General features: G+C 61.3%; 15 protein-coding genes. 7 read left to right on the top strand and 8 right to left on the bottom strand.

Annotation, left to right across the window (positions count from 1 at the left end; translation table 11 throughout):
• The first annotated feature begins 108 nt into the window (after nt 1-108).
• On the top strand, nt 109-882 hold the full coding sequence (locus ACN0SC_RS01980) for a gamma-glutamyl-gamma-aminobutyrate hydrolase family protein (protein WP_417247988.1): 774 nt from the start codon (nt 109-111) through the stop codon (nt 880-882).
• Here the strand turns inward: ACN0SC_RS01980 and ACN0SC_RS01975 are convergent.
• Nucleotides 879-1,343, bottom strand: a complete 465-nt coding sequence (locus tag ACN0SC_RS01975) for a GNAT family N-acetyltransferase (RefSeq protein ID WP_417247987.1) — start codon at nt 1,341-1,343, stop codon at nt 879-881. The two genes, ACN0SC_RS01980 and ACN0SC_RS01975, sit on opposite strands and share 4 nt — an antisense overlap.
• Before the next feature lie 346 nt (nt 1,344-1,689).
• Here ACN0SC_RS01975 and ACN0SC_RS01970 point away from each other — a divergent pair, with 346 nt between their 5' ends.
• From ACN0SC_RS01970 to ACN0SC_RS01950, 5 genes are all read left to right on the top strand, one after another.
• Nucleotides 1,690-3,261 carry a Re/Si-specific NAD(P)(+) transhydrogenase subunit alpha gene (locus ACN0SC_RS01970; protein ID WP_417247986.1) on the top strand — a complete coding sequence of 524 codons (1,572 nt, stop codon included), beginning with the start codon at nt 1,690-1,692 and terminating at the stop codon, nt 3,259-3,261.
• A gap of 15 nt (nt 3,262-3,276) precedes the next feature.
• Nucleotides 3,277-4,752: an NAD(P)(+) transhydrogenase (Re/Si-specific) subunit beta gene (locus ACN0SC_RS01965; RefSeq protein WP_417247985.1), complete on the top strand. Its 1,476-nt coding sequence runs from the start codon at nt 3,277-3,279 to the stop codon at nt 4,750-4,752.
• Between the two features lie 140 nt (nt 4,753-4,892).
• Nucleotides 4,893-5,609 (top strand): cytochrome c biogenesis CcdA family protein, encoded by a 717-nt coding sequence (locus ACN0SC_RS01960; protein ID WP_417247984.1) that lies wholly within the window; start codon nt 4,893-4,895, stop codon nt 5,607-5,609.
• A 24-nt stretch (nt 5,610-5,633) separates the two neighbouring features.
• Nucleotides 5,634-6,041 carry a thioredoxin family protein gene (locus ACN0SC_RS01955; RefSeq protein WP_417247983.1) on the top strand — a complete coding sequence of 136 codons (408 nt, stop codon included), beginning with the start codon at nt 5,634-5,636 and terminating at the stop codon, nt 6,039-6,041.
• 136 nt (nt 6,042-6,177) lie between these two features.
• On the top strand, nt 6,178-7,464 hold the full coding sequence (locus ACN0SC_RS01950) for a DUF3422 family protein (protein ID WP_417247982.1): 1,287 nt from the start codon (nt 6,178-6,180) through the stop codon (nt 7,462-7,464).
• Here ACN0SC_RS01950 and ACN0SC_RS01945 read toward each other — a convergent pair.
• The 6 genes from ACN0SC_RS01945 to ACN0SC_RS01920 form a co-directional block, all read right to left on the bottom strand.
• On the bottom strand, nt 7,397-8,452 hold the full coding sequence (locus tag ACN0SC_RS01945; RefSeq protein ID WP_417247981.1) for a YeeE/YedE family protein: 1,056 nt from the start codon (nt 8,450-8,452) through the stop codon (nt 7,397-7,399). The genes ACN0SC_RS01950 and ACN0SC_RS01945 overlap by 68 nt on opposite strands.
• 245 nt (nt 8,453-8,697) lie before the next feature.
• Nucleotides 8,698-9,627: an ABC transporter permease gene (locus ACN0SC_RS01940; RefSeq protein WP_417247980.1), complete on the bottom strand. Its 930-nt coding sequence runs from the start codon at nt 9,625-9,627 to the stop codon at nt 8,698-8,700.
• Between the two features lies 1 nt (nt 9,628).
• Nucleotides 9,629-10,636 carry an ABC transporter permease gene (locus tag ACN0SC_RS01935; protein ID WP_417247979.1) on the bottom strand — a complete coding sequence of 336 codons (1,008 nt, stop codon included), beginning with the start codon at nt 10,634-10,636 and terminating at the stop codon, nt 9,629-9,631.
• Between the two features lie 95 nt (nt 10,637-10,731).
• Nucleotides 10,732-12,435: a peptide ABC transporter substrate-binding protein gene (locus ACN0SC_RS01930; protein ID WP_417247978.1), complete on the bottom strand. Its 1,704-nt coding sequence runs from the start codon at nt 12,433-12,435 to the stop codon at nt 10,732-10,734.
• Between the two features lie 50 nt (nt 12,436-12,485).
• Nucleotides 12,486-13,544, bottom strand: coding sequence for an ABC transporter ATP-binding protein (locus tag ACN0SC_RS01925; protein WP_417247977.1), 1,059 nt, complete (start codon nt 13,542-13,544; stop codon nt 12,486-12,488).
• Complete coding sequence (locus tag ACN0SC_RS01920; RefSeq protein ID WP_417248540.1) at nt 13,537-14,541, bottom strand: ABC transporter ATP-binding protein; 1,005 nt, start codon at nt 14,539-14,541, stop codon at nt 13,537-13,539. The genes ACN0SC_RS01925 and ACN0SC_RS01920 overlap by 8 nt, the downstream gene beginning before the upstream one ends.
• A 231-nt stretch (nt 14,542-14,772) precedes the next feature.
• Between ACN0SC_RS01920 and ACN0SC_RS01915 the strand changes: the two genes are divergently transcribed.
• Complete coding sequence (locus ACN0SC_RS01915; protein WP_417247976.1) at nt 14,773-15,933, top strand: M20 aminoacylase family protein; 1,161 nt, start codon at nt 14,773-14,775, stop codon at nt 15,931-15,933.
• 80 nt (nt 15,934-16,013) lie between these two features.
• Here the strand turns inward: ACN0SC_RS01915 and moaA are convergent, their stop codons facing one another.
• On the bottom strand, nt 16,014-17,030 hold the full coding sequence (gene moaA, locus ACN0SC_RS01910; protein ID WP_417247975.1) for a GTP 3',8-cyclase MoaA: 1,017 nt from the start codon (nt 17,028-17,030) through the stop codon (nt 16,014-16,016).
• Between the last annotated feature and the right edge of the window lie 22 nt (nt 17,031-17,052).

Here is a 17,052-nt window from a genome sequence, read left to right as displayed (position 1 = left end):
TTTGTTGTGCCTCTTAATGCACGCAGGGGGGACGTGCGCCTGTGCAGCCTCTGCGCCCTTTTCAAGCCGACGCGAATCTCTACATTGGTCCTGTCTAAGGAGATGCTCATGGCGCGACCTGTTGTCGGGATTATCGGAAATTCAAATTTGCTTCACGACCAATACCCCGCCTACACGGGCGGGCGGATGGATGCTGAGGCGGTGTCGGATGTGGCGGGCTGTATGCCGCTGCTGATCCCTGCACACCCCGACTATGTGTCCACCGAGGAATTGATGGCGACCTGTGACGGGTTCCTGTTCACGGGCGGCCGTCCGAACGTGCACCCCGAAGAATATGGCGAGACGGAAACAGAGGCGCATGGCGCGTTTGACCGCAGCCGTGATGCGGTGACACTGCCGCTCGTGCGGGCCTGTGTTGAGGCGGGGCAGCCGTTTTTCGGCATTTGCCGCGGGTTTCAGGAGATCAACGTCGCGATGGGGGGAACGCTGTATCCCGAAATTCGCGACCTGCCAGGGCGGATGAACCACCGTATGCCCCCTGATGGGTCCATCGAGGAGAAATTCGCGCTGCGCCATCCTGTGCGTCTGGCGGAAGGCGGCGTGTTTCATAAACTTCTCGGCGCGACCGAGGTGATGACCAACACGCTGCACGGGCAGGGGATCAAGCAGCCAGGTAAGCGGATCGTGGTCGAGGGCTATGCGCCCGATGGCACGCCCGAGGCGATCTTTGTCGAGGGGGCGAAGGGGTTCACGCTTGCCGTGCAATGGCATCCGGAGTTCCGCGCGGGCCAAGATCCCGTGTCGCGTCCGCTGTTCGAGGCCTTTGGTGAGGCGGTGCGTGACTTCGCGCGGGCACGCAAGCGGGTGTCGCAACCTGCCTAGAGCATCTTCCTCATGCGGAAATTGTCGATGCCAACGCTGTCGCGGATAACTGTCTGGCGTGCAGTGACCTCCCAGCCGCGTTTGAGAAAGAAGCGGCGGGCGAGGTGAGAGGCTTCGGTTTCCATCAGTGGTAGGCCGAGGCGGCGCGCTTCGTCCTCGCAGGCTGCGTAGAGCGTGGCGGCTGTGCCTTTTCCCATCTCTTCGAGCGCGACATAGGCAAAGTCGATGTGCCCGTCGTGCCCCATGGTGAAGAACCCCATAAGCTTCCCACGTCTGAATGCGCCGATGGAGAACCCTGTTGTGAGGCGCTCACCCCAGTCCTGAGGCGCGGCATCGCGGGCGGGCGCCCAAGCGGCGCGTTGCTCGGCGTCGTAAAACTGGGAGGTTCCGCCGCGCACAGTGCGGTGAAAAAGCGCATAGGCGGCATCGGCGTCGCTTGGTTTAAGGGGGCGGGTTCGCATTCAGGAATGTTATCGCGTTGCAAAGGTTTCGGCCAGCGCAGCACTTTTTTCATCAAATGCGCGGATGCCTTTACACTGGCCGCGTTTTCTTTACTTTGCGCAACCCAGACTGGAGGAGTATCTCGATCGGTCGCCTGACCGTGTATTTACGGTGCAGGTAGCGGGGCGGGAGCATTGCATGGGGGAGGGCGTTTCGTGACAGAAACGCCGATTGGTCGGGCGTCTGTTTCTGGACGGCCCAATCCCCTTGAAGGTTGCAAATCGAGTTGCGCGATCTGATCGCGCACCAATCGCCGCGCCGCACGCAAGTGGTGAGGCATAATGACTGGGAAAAGAGGACAGTGACGTGAAAATCGGTGTGCCCAAGGAAGTCTATGAGGGAGAAGCGCGTGTCGCTTTGACCCCTGATAGCGCGCTTCAGCTACAAAAGCTGGGCTATGATATTGCAGTGGAAAGCGGCGCGGGTAAACGCGCGGGCTTTGCCGACAAAGACTACAAGGACGCAGGCGTTGAGGTCATCAAGACCCCCGCGGCGTTGTGGAAAGCGGCGGATATCGTCGCCAAGGTGCGCCAACCGAACACGACCGAGCTGAAACGGCTGCGCAAGGAGCAGACGCTGATCTCCTTCTTCAACCCTGCGGGGAACGAAGAGGGCATGGAGGCCGCGAAAGCCTCGGGCGCCAATGTGATCGCGATGGAAATGGTGCCGCGTATCTCGCGTGCGCAGAAGATGGACGCTCTGTCCTCCATGGCCAATATCGCGGGCTATCGCGCGGTGATCGAGGCGGGTAACAACTTCGGCCGCTTCTTCACGGGCCAGATTACGGCGGCGGGTAAAGTTCCCCCTGCGAAGGTTCTGGTTGTCGGTGCGGGTGTTGCGGGTCTTGCCGCGATTGGCACCTCGACTTCGCTGGGTGCTGTGACCTACGCCTTTGACGTTCGCCCCGAAGTGGCCGAGCAGGTCGAGAGCATGGGCGCGGAATTTGTCTACCTCGATTTCGACGAAGAGCAGCAGGACGGTGCCGCGACGGGTGGTTACGCCTCCGTGCAGTCCGAAGAGTTCCGCAATGCGCAGCTTGCCAAGTTCCGCGAGCTGGCCCCCGAGATGGACATCGTGATCACCACGGCACTCATCCCCAACCGCGAGGCTCCCGAGCTTTGGACCGAGGATATGGTCAAGGCCATGAAGCCCGGCTCCGTGATCGTCGATCTGGCGGCGGAGAAGGGCGGCAACTGCAAGCTCACCGTGGCCGACGAGAAGATCGTCACCCCCAACGGTGTGACCATCATCGGCTACACCGACTTCCCCTCGCGGATGGCGACGCAGGCGTCTACGCTTTACGCCACCAACATCCGTCACATGCTCACCGACCTGACCCCGAACAAGGACGGTCAGATCGTGCACGACATGGAAGACGACGTGATCCGTGGTGCGACGGTGACATTCGAGGGTGACATCACCTTCCCGCCGCCGCCTCCGAAGGTTCAGGCGATTGCGGCCAAGCCCAAAGAGGTCGAGCCCGAACTGACGCCAGAAGAGAAGCGCGCCGCCGAAGTGGCCGCGTTCAAGGCGCAGACGAAGCAGCAGGTGACGTTGATCGCCATTGGTGCGGCGCTCCTGCTTGGCGTGGGGCTCGTTGCTCCCGCGTCCTTCATGCAGCACTTCATCGTCTTCGTGCTGTCGGTCTTTGTCGGGTTTCAGGTCATCTGGAACGTGTCGCACTCGCTGCACACGCCGCTCATGGCCGTCACCAATGCCATCTCGTCGATCATCATTCTCGGCGCCCTGATGCAGATCGGATCGGGCTCCGGTCTCGTGATCCTGCTGGCCGCGCTGTCGGTCTTTATGGCGGGGATCAACATCTTCGGTGGCTTCCTCGTGACACGTCGCATGCTCGCGATGTTCCAGAAATCGTAAGGCGGGAGACGCACAATGGAATTCGGATTTACTACCGCGGCTTATGTGGTCGCAGCCGTCCTCTTCATCCTCTCGCTCGGCGGTCTGTCGGGACAGGAGAGCGCGAAACGCGCGGTCTGGTATGGCATCGTGGGCATGGCGCTGGCCGTGTTTGCAACTCTCATTGGTCCGGGTCAGGGCCTGTGGCTGCTCTCGCTCCTGCTGATTGCGGGCGGCGGCACGATTGGCTGGTATGTGGCTAACAAGGTCGAAATGACCGAGATGCCACAACTGGTCGCGGCGATGCACTCGCTCGTCGGTCTGGCAGCGGTTTTCGTGGGCTACAACGCGCATTTCGAGATGGGCAATGTGGCTGACCTGTTGGCAAACGCTCCCACGGGTCTCACGGAAACGGGCATTGCTACGTGGATGCACGATCAGGATCTGGGCACCTTCGGTGAGCTGATCGCCCATAAGACCAACGTGGAACTTAACATCCTCAAGGTCGAACTGTTCCTCGGTATCTTCATCGGGGCGGTGACCTTCACCGGCTCCGTGATCGCCTATGGCAAGCTGGCGGGGAAAGTCTCCTCGGCAGCCCAAAAACTGCCTGGTGGCCATGCACTCAACGCGGGTGCTGCGGCGCTCTCGCTGATCTGCCTGATCTGGTACTTCAACACGGGTGGCTTCTTCCCGCTGTTCATCATGACGCTGGCCGCGCTCTTCATCGGCTATCACCTCATCATGGGCATCGGCGGCGCGGATATGCCCGTGGTGGTCTCGATGCTCAACTCCTACTCGGGGTGGGCCGCGGCCGCGATCGGCTTCTCGCTCGGCAACGACCTTCTGATCGTTGTTGGTGCGCTGGTTGGTTCCTCGGGCGCGATCCTGTCCTACATCATGTGTAAGGCGATGAACCGCTCCTTCATCTCCGTGATCCTCGGCGGCTTCGGCGGCACGAGCGGTCCTGCGATGGAGGTCGAGGGCGAGCAGGTGGCCATTGACGCCGACGGCGTGGCCAATGCGCTCAACGAGGCTGACAGCATCATCATCGTTCCGGGTTACGGCATGGCCGTGGCGCAGGCGCAGGCCGCCGTGTCGGAACTGACCAACAAGCTGCGTGCCAAGGGCAAGAATGTGCGTTTCGCCATTCACCCCGTGGCAGGCCGTCTGCCCGGTCACATGAACGTGCTGCTGGCCGAAGCCAAGGTGCCTTATGACATCGTGATGGAAATGGACGAGATCAACGAGGACTTCCCTGACACAGACGTGGTCATCGTGATCGGCTCCAACGACATCGTGAACCCTGCCGCACAGGAAGATCCGAACTCCCCCATCGCGGGTATGCCGGTTCTCGAAGTCTGGAAAGCGAAACAGGTTTTCGTCTCCAAACGCGGTCAGGGCACGGGCTATTCGGGTATCGAAAACCCGCTGTTCTACAAAGAGAACACGCGCATGTTCTACGGCGACGCCAAGGACTCGATGAACGCGCTTCTGCCGAAACTCGACTGAGTTTGACGCAACAGATGACGGAAAGGGCGGCCCGCGGGTCGCCCTTTTTGCATGGGTGGTAACAATTCTGGCAAAGCTGTGAGAGCGCGTCAGGATAAGTTCGGGTGACAGGCGGGCAGGGGTCTGTGCATCCTGTGGGCATGGAAATTTTACTCGCCTACGGGGCAGGCCTGCTGACGCTGATTAACCCATGTGTCCTGCCGGTTCTGCCGATCATCCTCGCCACCGCCGTGCAGGCGGGGCGCTTTGGTCCTGTCACACTGGCGGCGGGCATGAGCCTGTCTTTCGTGGTCTTTGGTATGTTCGTGACCACGGTGGGCTATTCCGTCGGGCTTGATCAGGACACGCTGTCGCGGATCGGGGCGTGGCTCATGGTGGCCTTCGGGCTTGTGTTAACTGTGCCGCAATTCTCCGCCGCTTTCTCCACCGCCACCGCAGGTTTTGCCGCGCGCGCCGATGCGCGGATCGACAGGCTGGATCGCAGCGACCCGTTCTGGGGCCAGTTCCTTGGCGGTGCGCTGCTCGGGCTTGTCTGGTCGCCCTGTATCGGGCCGACACTGGGCGGAGCTATCGCGCTGGCCTCCCAAGGCGAAAGCCTCGCGTGGGCTACGGTCATCATGGTGGGCTTTGCCGCAGGTGTCTCAACGCTGATCATCGGCCTGTCCTATGGCGCGCGCTCGGCTCTGCAAAAGCGTCAGGCGATGATGCGGGCACTGGCCGAACGGTCCCGCCCGATCCTCGGTGTGGTCTTTCTCGCCGTGGGGCTGATGATCCTCTTCCGCGTCCATCACATGATCGAAGCATGGGCGGTTCAAAACCTGCCCGCATGGCTCATTGATCTCTCCGTATCTCTCTAACATCCTCATCTGAAAGGACTTCCCATGATCCGCCGCAGATTTCTCGCCGCCACCGTCGCCCTCCTCGCCGCTCCCTTCGCCGCAACGGCCGAGCCCGTCGAATTTACTCCGGGTATCGTGCAAGAGCATCTTGCCGCGGGCGAGACTGTCTTCCTCGATTTCAAGGCGACGTGGTGCACGACCTGTGCCGCGCAGGAGCGGGTGATCGACGCGCTCAAGGCGGAAAACCCCGCCTATGAGGAGCAGATCACCTTCGTCAATGTCGATTGGGACGACTACGGACGGCACAGTTTTACCCGCGATCTCAACGTCCCGCGCCGCTCCACGCTGGTCGTGCTGCGCGGTGAGGAAGAGCTTGGTCGCATCGTGGCGCAGACGGGCCGCGACGAGATCAAAGCGTTGATGGATACGGCGCTGAACGCGGGTATGTGAGGCGGTCCTTTTCGGGTCTGGGCGGCGCGGTATACGGTTGTATTCCGATAACCGACTGATATTGCGTCAATTTATCTCTTTCTTTGCGTTGGACGGCACCCTAATGTGCCACCCAACGCACCAAAATGAGACGCCGATGACAGCCCTGACCGACCACCCACGCCGCTACGAATTGACCAATGAACTGCACGCGCGTCCCTTTCCGAAAGTGAGCGCGCCAGGTCGTGCGGCCTATCTCGCGATCCGTGCCGAGGGGGACGCCGCGCGGCGGGACCGTGCTCTGGATCGCGCGCATTTGTTGGCGTTGCTGGATCGCTATGGAGCCGCGCACCCCGCGCCCGATGCGACGCATTTCATGGGGCAGATCGGCAAGTATCACCTCAAATGGGAAAGCCACACCGAGTTCGTCACCTATACGGTTTTCGCTGAAGGTGTGGCCGAGGCCAAGTTTGATCATGGCACCTTCGACCTCTTTCCGCAGGACTGGCTTGACGAGGCACCAGGTCGGCGGGTCGCCTCGGCCCTGATCCGCATTGAGGCGGTGGAGAGCGCGGACGAGATGATCACGCGGCTCGACGACTGGTTCGAGCGCGAGAGCCTTGCCTGCGCCCATGTGCTCGACGAGGCGTTGATCGTGGCCAGCGACTTCCGCATCGACGAGGCGGGCCACACGCGCTTTGCTCTCTTCCCACGCCCTGACACGGGCGCGCGGCGGATCGGGCGGGTGGTGCAGCGGCTGTGCGAGATCGAGACCTACAAGACCATGTCGATGCTCGGTCTCGTGCAGGCGCGTCGCGTGGTGGGCGAACTGGCCGAGATCGAGATGGAGCTGTCGCGTCTGATGGGGGCGATGGCGCAAGAGGGCGATACGGGCGACGACGGGTTGCTCGACGACATTCTGCGGCTGTCCACGCGGATCGAGACACTGGTGACGCAAACCAACTTCCGCTTTGGCGCGACGGGGGCCTATGAGGCGATTGTCACGCAGCGGATCGAGGTGCTGCGCGAGACGCGGTTTCGCGGGCGGCAGTTGTTTAGCGAGTTCATGATGCGCCGCTATGATCCTGCTATGCGGACAGTCAAGGCCGCCGAGCGTCAATTGGACAACCTCGCCGAACGTGCGGCGCGGGCCGCCGACCTGCTCAGGACCAAGGTGGATGTGGCGCGGCAGGCGCAGAACCAAGCGCTTCTGGCGTCGATGGATCGTCGTGCGGACCTGCAACTGCGCTTGCAAGAGACGGTCGAGGGGCTGTCGGTCGTGGCGATCAGCTACTACGCCGTGGGGCTTGCGGGCTATGCGGTCTATCCGTTCCTTGAACCCACAGGGGTTACGAAGGAGCTTGCGCTCGCGGCGCTCACTCCGCTGGTTGTAGTGACGGTTTGGCTTGGCCTGCGGCGGTTGAAGCGCCACCATCTCGGATAAGGCGCGCGGTCAGCGCACCGCCCGCGGCGATGGAGAGCAGCGCGAGTGTGGCGGCAATCGAGAGGGTCGGCACGCCCGCAAGGCCCGCCCCTACGGTGCAACCACCTGCCAGCACACCGCCCACACCCATGAGCGCGGCACCCGCGAGGTAGCGACCCGTCTGGCGCGGGCTTTCAAAGCTCTGCCACTGGAAGCGGCCCGAAAGGAGCGCGAGGGCAAAGGCTCCCAGCAACACACCGCCCAGAAGCCCCGTGCCGAAGCGCGCAGGGATCGAGGTCGAGGCCACGGTCCAGAACAGTGTATCGGCGGCGGGAGAAGTGAACGAAAGGCTTTCCAGCGCAATCGGATCGAACTCGTCAAAGAGCACATAGCCCGTGCCGACCCAAGCGGCGGGCACCAGCAGACCGATGAGCGCACCGAGCAGAAGGTTGCGGCGGCTGTCGGCAAAGCGCCACGCGGCGAGGGCTGCGGCGGCAGCGATAATCCATGCGGAGACCTGCGGCAGGGCGGCGGTCTCAAGCGGGACGGTGGCCGCGCCCAACGTTGTGCGGATCGGGGCCAGAATGCCCTTGAGCGAGGCATGGGCGACGGTGGCGAAGGTGAGGATGACCAGAGCAGCACGCAGGTTGCCCGATCCTGCAAGAACCGTGAGGCGGGACACGCATCCGCGCGTCAGCACCATGCCCGCGCCAAACAACAGCCCGCCCGCGATGATCGCAAGCCAAGGCAGGTCGGCTGCCATGAAGCGATGCTCGTCGAAGGAGATCAGCCCCTGTGCGATGGCCAGTTGCGTGCCGATCACAGCAGCGGCAAGACCCGCAAGCCAGACGCCCGCGGCGGATTTTCGCTCGGAGGCGGGGCCAGCGACTGCGCGGCGGAAGCAAAAGCGTGACACCTCCGCCATTGCGCCAAAGGCGAGGCCGATGAGGAGGCCAAGGAGGATGGAAGCCGTGCGCGGCTCGATCTGCAATCCAAGTTGTTCATACATTGGGCGTCTCCTCGGAAACTCTTCAGGGCTTTGGTGGAATGGCGTTCCTGATAGATGAGGAAAAGCGGGGCAAGCAAGGGGGGATCGTCGCGGAATGCGGGGGGCGCGAAGAAAATTGTTCCAGACTCGCCTGCCATCGCGTGACAGGCGTCATGCGGTTGCGTGCCCCTATGGGCCAAAAGACGACGCGCGCCCGAAGGCGCGCGACAAGTGGTCCTATTTGCATATGAAGAGGTGTACGCGTCTCAGCGCCCGCGAATGCGCGGATCGAGCGCATCGCGTAGACCGTCACCGATATAGTTGACCGACAGCACCGTGAGCGAGATCGCAACGCCCGGCCAGATCACCCGCTCGGGATATTGCTGGATCATGTCCTTGGCGTCGAAGAGCAAGCGACCCCATGTCGGATAGTCGGGCGGGAAGCCCAGCCCGAGGAAGGACAGGGCACTTTCGGTGATGATCGCGTTGGCGATGCCGAGGGTGGCCGAGACCATGATGGGCGACATGATGTTGGGCAGGATGTGGCGCGAGACCACACGGCGGCTCGGGGTGCCGATAGAGCGGGCCGCAAGCACGTATTCGCGTTCCTTCAGCGCCAGCACATCACCGCGCACGATCCGTGCGGTTTGCATCCAGCTTGTGATGCCGATGACGAAAACGATCAGCATGAAGATACCGATTTCCAGCCCGAACATCGCGCGCAGCGGGTCGCGGAACAACATGATGATCACGAGCAGAAGTGGCAGCAGCGGCAGGGCGAGGAAGAGGTCGGTCAGGCGCATGAGCAACCCGTCGAGCCGTTTCCAATAGCCCGCCAACACGCCGATGAAGGTGCCCACGATGAGCGAGAGCCCCATGGCGGTCAGACCTACAGAGATGGATACGCGCCCGCCTGACAGCATCCGCGCGAGCATATCGCGGCCCAACTGGTCAGCCCCGAAGGGATGCGCCCATGAGGGACCCGTGTTGCGGGCGCGGATGTCGATATGGGTCGGGTCTAAGGTCCACAGGAAGGGGCCGAGATAAACCGCGAGGATGATAAAGACGAAGAAGATCAGCCCCGCCATCGCACCCTTGTGGGTTTTGAACTGGTCCCAGACATCCAGCCACTGATTGCGCGGCTTGGGCGTCGCGTGGGCGGCGTCGAGGCTTGCGGGTGTAGGATTTTGCGCCATGTCAGTCATACCGGATGCGGGGATCGAGGACGCCGTAAAGAATGTCCGCGATCAGGTTAAAGAGCACGATGAGCACCGCGAAGATGAAGGTCACTGTCTGCACCATCGGTGCATCGGCGGAGTAGATCGCGATGATCAGAAGCTGGCCGAGGCCGTTCACCTGAAATACTTGCTCGGTGATGATCGCCCCGCCGAAGATGGTGGGCACGCCAAGGGCGATCACGGTAACGACGGGGATCATGGAGTTGCGCACAACGTGAAGCAGCACCACGACCCTTTCGCTCATCCCCTTGGCCCGCGCGGTGCGCACGTAGTCCTGATTGAGATTGTCGAGCGTGGAGGCGCGCATGAAGCGGCTCACCTGCGCGGCGTTGTAGAGGGTGAGGACGAAAACGGGCATGGCCATCTGTTTGACCTGCAACATGAAGGTCTCCCAGTTGCGCACTTCCAAGGTGGTGTCATAGATCGAGGGGAACCAGCCGAGGATCACCGAGAAGATCACGATGAGCAACACGCCCGAGAAGAAGGTGGGAATGGAGAAACCGACCATCGAGACGAATGTGCCGATCTGGTCGAACCATGAATATTGCTTGTAGGCCGAGTAGATGCCGATGGGCACGGCAATGAGCGTGGCAAAGACATAGGACAGGCCCACGACCCAGAGCGTCTGCGGCAGGCGCTCGTAAACGGTGTCCATAACGGGCGCGCGGTTCTGGAAGGAGATAACGCGCTGCATATCCGCTGAAAAACTCGTGCCGAAGAGGTGGTCCCACATCACCAGCGGCTCGACGAAGAAGAACTGCTTGAGCCATGCGAGATAGCGCACCATCACGGGCTCGCCGAGGCCAAGCGCCTCGCGCATACGCTGTTTTACCTCGTCGGGGACGGTGAGCGGGATGGAGGACATGGGATCGCCTGGTGCCAGATCAAGCAGCAGGAAGATCACCAAAGAGATGAACAGAAGCGTCGGAATGGCGAGCAAGAGCCGACGGATCGTATAGTTGAGCATGAGCGGCGCCTCGGTTCAGGTCTTTTTCAGTTGGTTGTGGCGAGTGGGGGGAGGGGGCGCCGTTACAGCGGCACCCCCAAATGTCGTGGGTCGGATCACATCTCTGCGCGATACCAGTCAGCAGCATTCCAGAGCTCGGAATCCCACGTGTTGAGGATCACGCCGCCCAGCGTGTTGGAGTGGGCGGAAACGCGGCCACGGTCGACCAGCGGGATGATGACATACTCTTGCATCAGCATGTCGTTCATCGCCTTGGCGAGTTCCGCGCGCTTGTTGATGTCACCTGTGCCTGCCATTTCGGCGATCAGCGCGTCATATTCCTCGGAGCAGAAGCGCGGCATGTTGTTGCCCTGCCACTGCGTTTCGGGGCGCGGAGCCTGCTCACATGCCCAGTTGGCCATGTAGGCTTCGGGGTCGGTGCCGTCGAAGTTGTTGGCATACATTTCCACGTCTGCGTAGAACTTCTGGAACGTGTCGGGCGAGCCCGCATCGCCGCCGAAGAACACCGAGGAGTCGATGTTGCGAAGCTCGGTTTCAACACCGATTTCGGTCCACCACTGCTTGATGATCGCTTGGAAATCCTGACGCACGGCGTTGGTCGAGGATTGGAACAGCAGCGCAAGGTCTTTACCGTCTTTCTCGCGGATGCCGTCACCGTCGCTGTCGACCCAGCCAGCCTCTTCGAGGAGAGCTTTCGCGCCTTCGATGTCCTGCGTCAGGCAGGCGTCGTTGGCGGTCGAGGCGTAGATTTCGGGTGCGGGCAGCACGTTACACGTCGCGCGGCCTGCGGTGCCGTAACCGATTTCAACCAGAAGGTCGCGGTCGATGGCCATGGAAAGCGCCTGACGCACAGCCTTGTCCGAGAGGATCGGGTGCGGATGCGCGGCGGTGGCGCGTTCTTCGCCAAGTGCGGGATCGGGATCGGTCATGTTGACCATGATCCGCTCGACGAGTGTGCCGAAGGCGGAGACCACCTTACCCTGACCTTTGCTTTCCATATCGGACAGCACATCGGGGGAAAGTTGCAGGTTCCATGCGTAGTCGAATTCGCCCGTTTCCAGAACGGCACGACCAGCAGCCGCGGCATCACCGCCACCTTTGAGCGTAGCGGTCGCAAAGGCGGGCTTTGCAGGGTCGCGGTAGTTGGGGTTGGCGGACAGGGACGCCACGTCGTTGGTCTTGAATTCGTCAACAACGAAGGGGCCTGTGCCGATGGGCGCGAAGTTCTCTTCGGTGCACGACGCCATCGCTTCACCCACACAGTTCTCGAACTGGGCTTTCTGGATGATCGGGGCTTGTGCGCCAACGAAGGGACCATAGGGGAAGGGCTTGGGCACGCCGAATTTGACCACAACGGTCAGATCGTCGGGGGTCTCGACCGCCACCACGTCGTTGTATTTCTCAGACTGCGAGCAGCCGCCGCCTTCAGAGGTACAGTATTCCCATGTGAATTTCACATCTTCGGAGGTGAGTGGCTTGCCGTCGGACCACTTCAGACCCTCTTTGAGCTTCCATGTAATCTGCGTCAGATCCTCGGACACGCCGCCGTTTTCAACGGTGGGAACGCTCTCGGCGAGGAAGGGGACCATGTTGCCGCCTTCGTCGTAACGCGCAAGCGGTTCAAGGACGAGCGAAGCGGCTTCGAGTTCTTTCGTGCCACCCGACAGATAGGGGTTCATCGTGGAGGGCGCTTGCCAATAGATGATGTTGACGTGGCCATCGGCCCCGCGCTCTGCAAAGGCTGCGGGCGTAAAGGCAAATGCCGCCGCCGCGCCTAGTAGGGCTGTTCTAAACTTCATAAGATTCACTCCTTGTTGGATGCTCTTGTTGTCCTCGAATACCGGCACGGTTAGTCCGCGCTCTCTTGTATGTTCGTGACTGCGCTTTGTGTCTCCGCCTCCTGCGCCGCCTTTCCTGCCTCGGTGTAGAGGTGGCAGGCCGTGACATGGCCAGGTTTGATTTCGGTCGAGACGGGGTCCACTTCGCGACAGATGTCCATCACCTTGGGACAGCGCGTGCAGAAGTTGCAACCCTTGGGCGGATTGGAAGGGGAGGGCACGTCGCCTTGCAGGATGATGCGCTCCACCTTGTCCTCGATCCACGGATCGGGTTCGGGAACGGCGGACAAAAGTGCCTGAGTATAGGGGTGCGCGGGCGCGGAATAGAGCGTCTCGCGGTCGGCCAACTCGACAATACGGCCCAGATACATCACCGCCACGCGGTCGGCGATATGGCGGACCATCGACAGGTCGTGCGAGATGAAGAGGTAGGTCAGGCCGAACTCTTCCTGCAAATCTTCCAGAAGGTTAACGACCTGCGCCTGAATGGAAACGTCCAGCGCGGCAATCGGCTCGTCGCAGACGATGAACTTCGGATTGAGGGCAAGCGCGCGAGCGATGCCGATCCGCTGGCGCTGACCACCCGAGAACTCGTGCGGGTAGCGGCTGGCGAAGTCACGGTTAAGACCAACCGCATCCATCAACTCCAGAACCTTCTCGCGCTTCTCGGACTTGCCCATGTTGGTATGCTCGTCGAGCGGCTCACCGATGATGTCGCGCACTTTCATGCGGGGGTTGAGGCTGGCTTGCGGGTCTTGGAACACCATCTGCATGGTCGTGCGCATCTCGCGCAGATCGGGCTGCGGCACGGCCCCGATTTCGCGACCGTCCAGTGTGATGGAGCCGCTGGTAATATCGTAAAGGCGCAAGATCGCGCGCCCTGCGGTGGATTTCCCGCAACCGGATTCGCCCACGAGACCAAGGGTTTCTCCCTCGATGATGTCGAAGGATATTCCGTCCACGGCTTTCACTTCACCCACTTTCTTGCGGAAGACGCCCGCATGGATGGGGAAGTGCATCTTCAGATCGCGGACCACGACGAGAGGGGTGGCATCGCCATTGTCAAACATCGCGCGGACCTCCTGTGTCGACATCGTAGAAACAGGCCACATCATGTCCGGCACCCACATCATAGCGCGCTGGATTTTCGCGGTCGCAACGCTCGAAACGGTTCGGGCAGCGGTCACGGAAGGGGCAAGCGACTGGCGGGCCGATCAGGATCGGCGGTTGCCCCTCGATCACCTCAAGGCGCGCGGCCCGTTCCCCGCGCACGCGCGGCATGGTTTGCAGCAGGGCGCGGGTGTAGGGGTGGCGGGGGTTCTTGAACAACTCGCGGATGGGCGCGTGTTCGACGATCTGGCCGCCATACATCACCATCACACGATCCGCGATGCCCGCAATCACGCCAAGATCATGGGTGATCCAGATCACGGCCATGCCGAGTTTGTCGCGCAGCTCGTGCATGAGTTCGAGGATTTGCGCCTGAATGGTCACGTCGAGCGCCGTGGTCGGCTCGTCGGCGATTAGCACTTCGGGGTCACAGGCCAGCGCCATGGCGATCACCACCCTTTGCCGCATCCCGCCCGAAAACTGGTGGGGGAAGTCCTTGAGGCGGCGTTCGGCGTCGGGAATGCCGACGAGTTCGAGCAACTCCTTGGCCCGTACGCGCGCTTGCGCCTTGTCCATTCCCATGTGTTTGCGCAGCGGCTCCATCAACTGGAAACCCACGGTAAAAACAGGGTTGAGCGAGGTCATAGGGTCTTGGAACACGAAACCGATCCGCGCACCGCGAATCGCGCGCAGATCGTCTTCGCTCGCGGTCAGCAGGTTCTGGCCACCAAATGTCACCGAAGTGCCCGTCACCTTTGCAGGCGGGCTTGGCACAAGGCCGATCAGCGACATCATGGTCACGGATTTCCCTGACCCGCTTTCGCCCACAACGCCTAAAAGTTCACCAGGCTTGAGCGAAAAGGAGACAGAGTTGACAGCATGAACCTCGCCCGTGCGCGTGGAAAACACGGTTTTCAGGTCCTGCACATCAAGCACAGGTGTGGCCCCATCGGCCATATCATGACCCCCCAGACTGTTGGTCTTGTTCATTTTTCTTCGTTTCCGCCTCGTTTCGGACGGCTTATTGAGGAAACGGTAACAGAGATGCAAAATGCCGCAAGAGGTTACGTTGAGTGGAAGGTCACTTTTTTGACCTTTCGATCAATCAGGCGTCATCCCGCCTTGACGCCACTTGTCGCGAGGATCACTCTCGCCTCAAGAGATCCCCCTCAACATAAGGAGCCTGTCATGCCCGTCAAAAACCGTCTTGCGGAAATGTTACCCGAAATCACCGAATGGCGTCGCGATTTCCACGAAAACCCCGAATTGATGTTCGAACTGCCCCGCACCTCCGCGAAGGTTGCTGATCTGCTGCGGTCGTTCGGGTGTGATGAAGTGGTTGAGGGCATCGCAAAGACGGGCGTGGTCGGTGTGATCAAGGGCAAGTCCAACACCTCTGGCCGCACCATCGGTCTGCGCGCGGATATGGATGCGCTGCCCATTATGGAGGCGACGGGGGTCGAATACGCCTCGAAGAACCCTGGCGTTATGCACGCCTGCGGTCATGACGGGCATACCTCGATGCTTCTGGGCGCAGCCAAATATCTCGCCGAGACACGCAATTTCGACGGCACCGCCGTGGTTATCTTCCAGCCTGCCGAAGAGGGCGGCGGCGGTGGTCGTGTGATGTGCGAAGAGGGGCTGATGGAGCGGTTCAAGATCGATGAGGTCTACGGCATGCACAACTGGCCCGGCTATCCCGTGGGCAAATTCGCCATTCGCTCGGGCCCGTTCTTCGCCGCAGCCGATGAATATGTCATCACCATCGAGGGCAAAGGCGGCCACGCGGCCAAACCGCATGAGGCCATCGACAGCACGGTTGTTGCCTCCCATGTCGTTATCGCCCTGCAAACCATCGCGTCGCGCAATGTCGATCCCACCGAACAGGTCGTGGTCTCCGTGACGTCTTTCGAGACGTCATCCAAGGCGCACAACGTCATTCCGCAACGAGTCACGCTCAAAGGCACCTGCCGCACGCTCAAAAACGAGATTCGCGATCAAGCCGAGAAACGCATTACCGAAATCGCCACGGGAATTGCTGCGAGTTTTGGTGCGGTGGCGACGGTGGACTACCATCGCGGCTATCCCGTCATGGTTAACCACGAGCGCGAAACCGAATTTGCCGTCGAGGCGGCGACAAAAATTGCGGGCGAGTGCGTGGAAAGCCCTCTCGTAATGGGCGGCGAGGATTTCGCCTATATGCTGGAAGCCCGTCCGGGTGCTTATATCCTTGTGGGTAACGGCGACACCGCTCCTGTTCACCATCCCGAATTCAACTTCAACGACGAGGCAATCCCTGCGGGATCGTCGTGGTATGTCGAGATGGTCGAGAGCCGTCTGGCGGGGTAAGGGCCTGCGCGGGCAAGGAAGTTCGCGCGTTTGAAACGATCGGGCGCGGGCAGATTTGTCCGCGCTTTTTCCTGCGCGTCTTACCCGCCCGTGTGGCTCATGTGGCGGGAGACCTGACCGTCGGCCCGTTGGCGCGAATAGTCGAAATCGTGGCCCTTTGGTTTGCGGGCAATGGCATCCTCGATCGCGCGGATTAGCGGGGCGTCGTCCTCGGGCGAGGCGCGCATGATGTCGCGCAGGGAGGCATTGTCCTCCTGTCCCAGACACATGAACAACTCGCCCGTGCAGGTCATCCGCACGCGGTTGCAGCTTTCGCAGAAATTGTGGGTGAGCGGCGTGATGAAACCGATCTTCTGCCCCGTTTCCTCCAGCCGCACATAACGTGCGGGGCCGCCTGAGCTTTCATCGAGATCGGTGAGCGTGTAGCGCGCCGCCAGATCACCGCGCAAATCATCGAGCGACCAGTATTGCCCGACGCGATCCTCGTTACCCAAGTCGCCCATTGGCATGACTTCGATAAAGGTCAGGTCCATATCTTCGCGCGCGCACCAGTCGGCAAGCGTGAATAACTCGTCCTCGTTGAAGCCTTTGAGCGCGACCGTGTTGATCTTCACTCGAAGGCCCGCGTTGCGCGCCGCATCGATGCCCTTAAGCACTTGATCGAGCCGGCCCCAACGGGTGACGCGGGCGAATTTCTCCGCGTCGAGCGTGTCGAGAGAGACATTGATCCGCCGAACTCCCGCCGCATAGAGGTCATCCGCGAAACGCGCCAGTTGCGAACCGTTGGTGGTGACGGTCAGTTCCTTGAGCGCGCCGCTGTCCAGATGCCGCGACATGGCGCGGAAAAAGGTCATGATCCCGCGCCGCACCAGAGGTTCGCCGCCGGTGATGCGCAGTTTTTCGACACCCAGCCCGATGAACGTGGAACACATGCGGTCCAGCTCTTCGAGGGTCAGCAATTCTTTTTTCGGCAGAAAGGTCATGTTTTCCGCCATGCAATAGACACAGCGGAAATCGCAGCGATCCGTCACCGACACCCGCAGATAGGTGATCGGTCGGGCAAACGGGTCGATGAGGCGGGGCGTTGCGGATGTCATGCGGGGCAATCTAGGGCGCTTT

Source organism: Celeribacter sp. (assembly GCF_048261515.1).
GTDB lineage: Bacteria > Pseudomonadota > Alphaproteobacteria > Rhodobacterales > Rhodobacteraceae > Celeribacter.
This window is presented reverse-complemented; position numbering and strand designations above follow the sequence as displayed.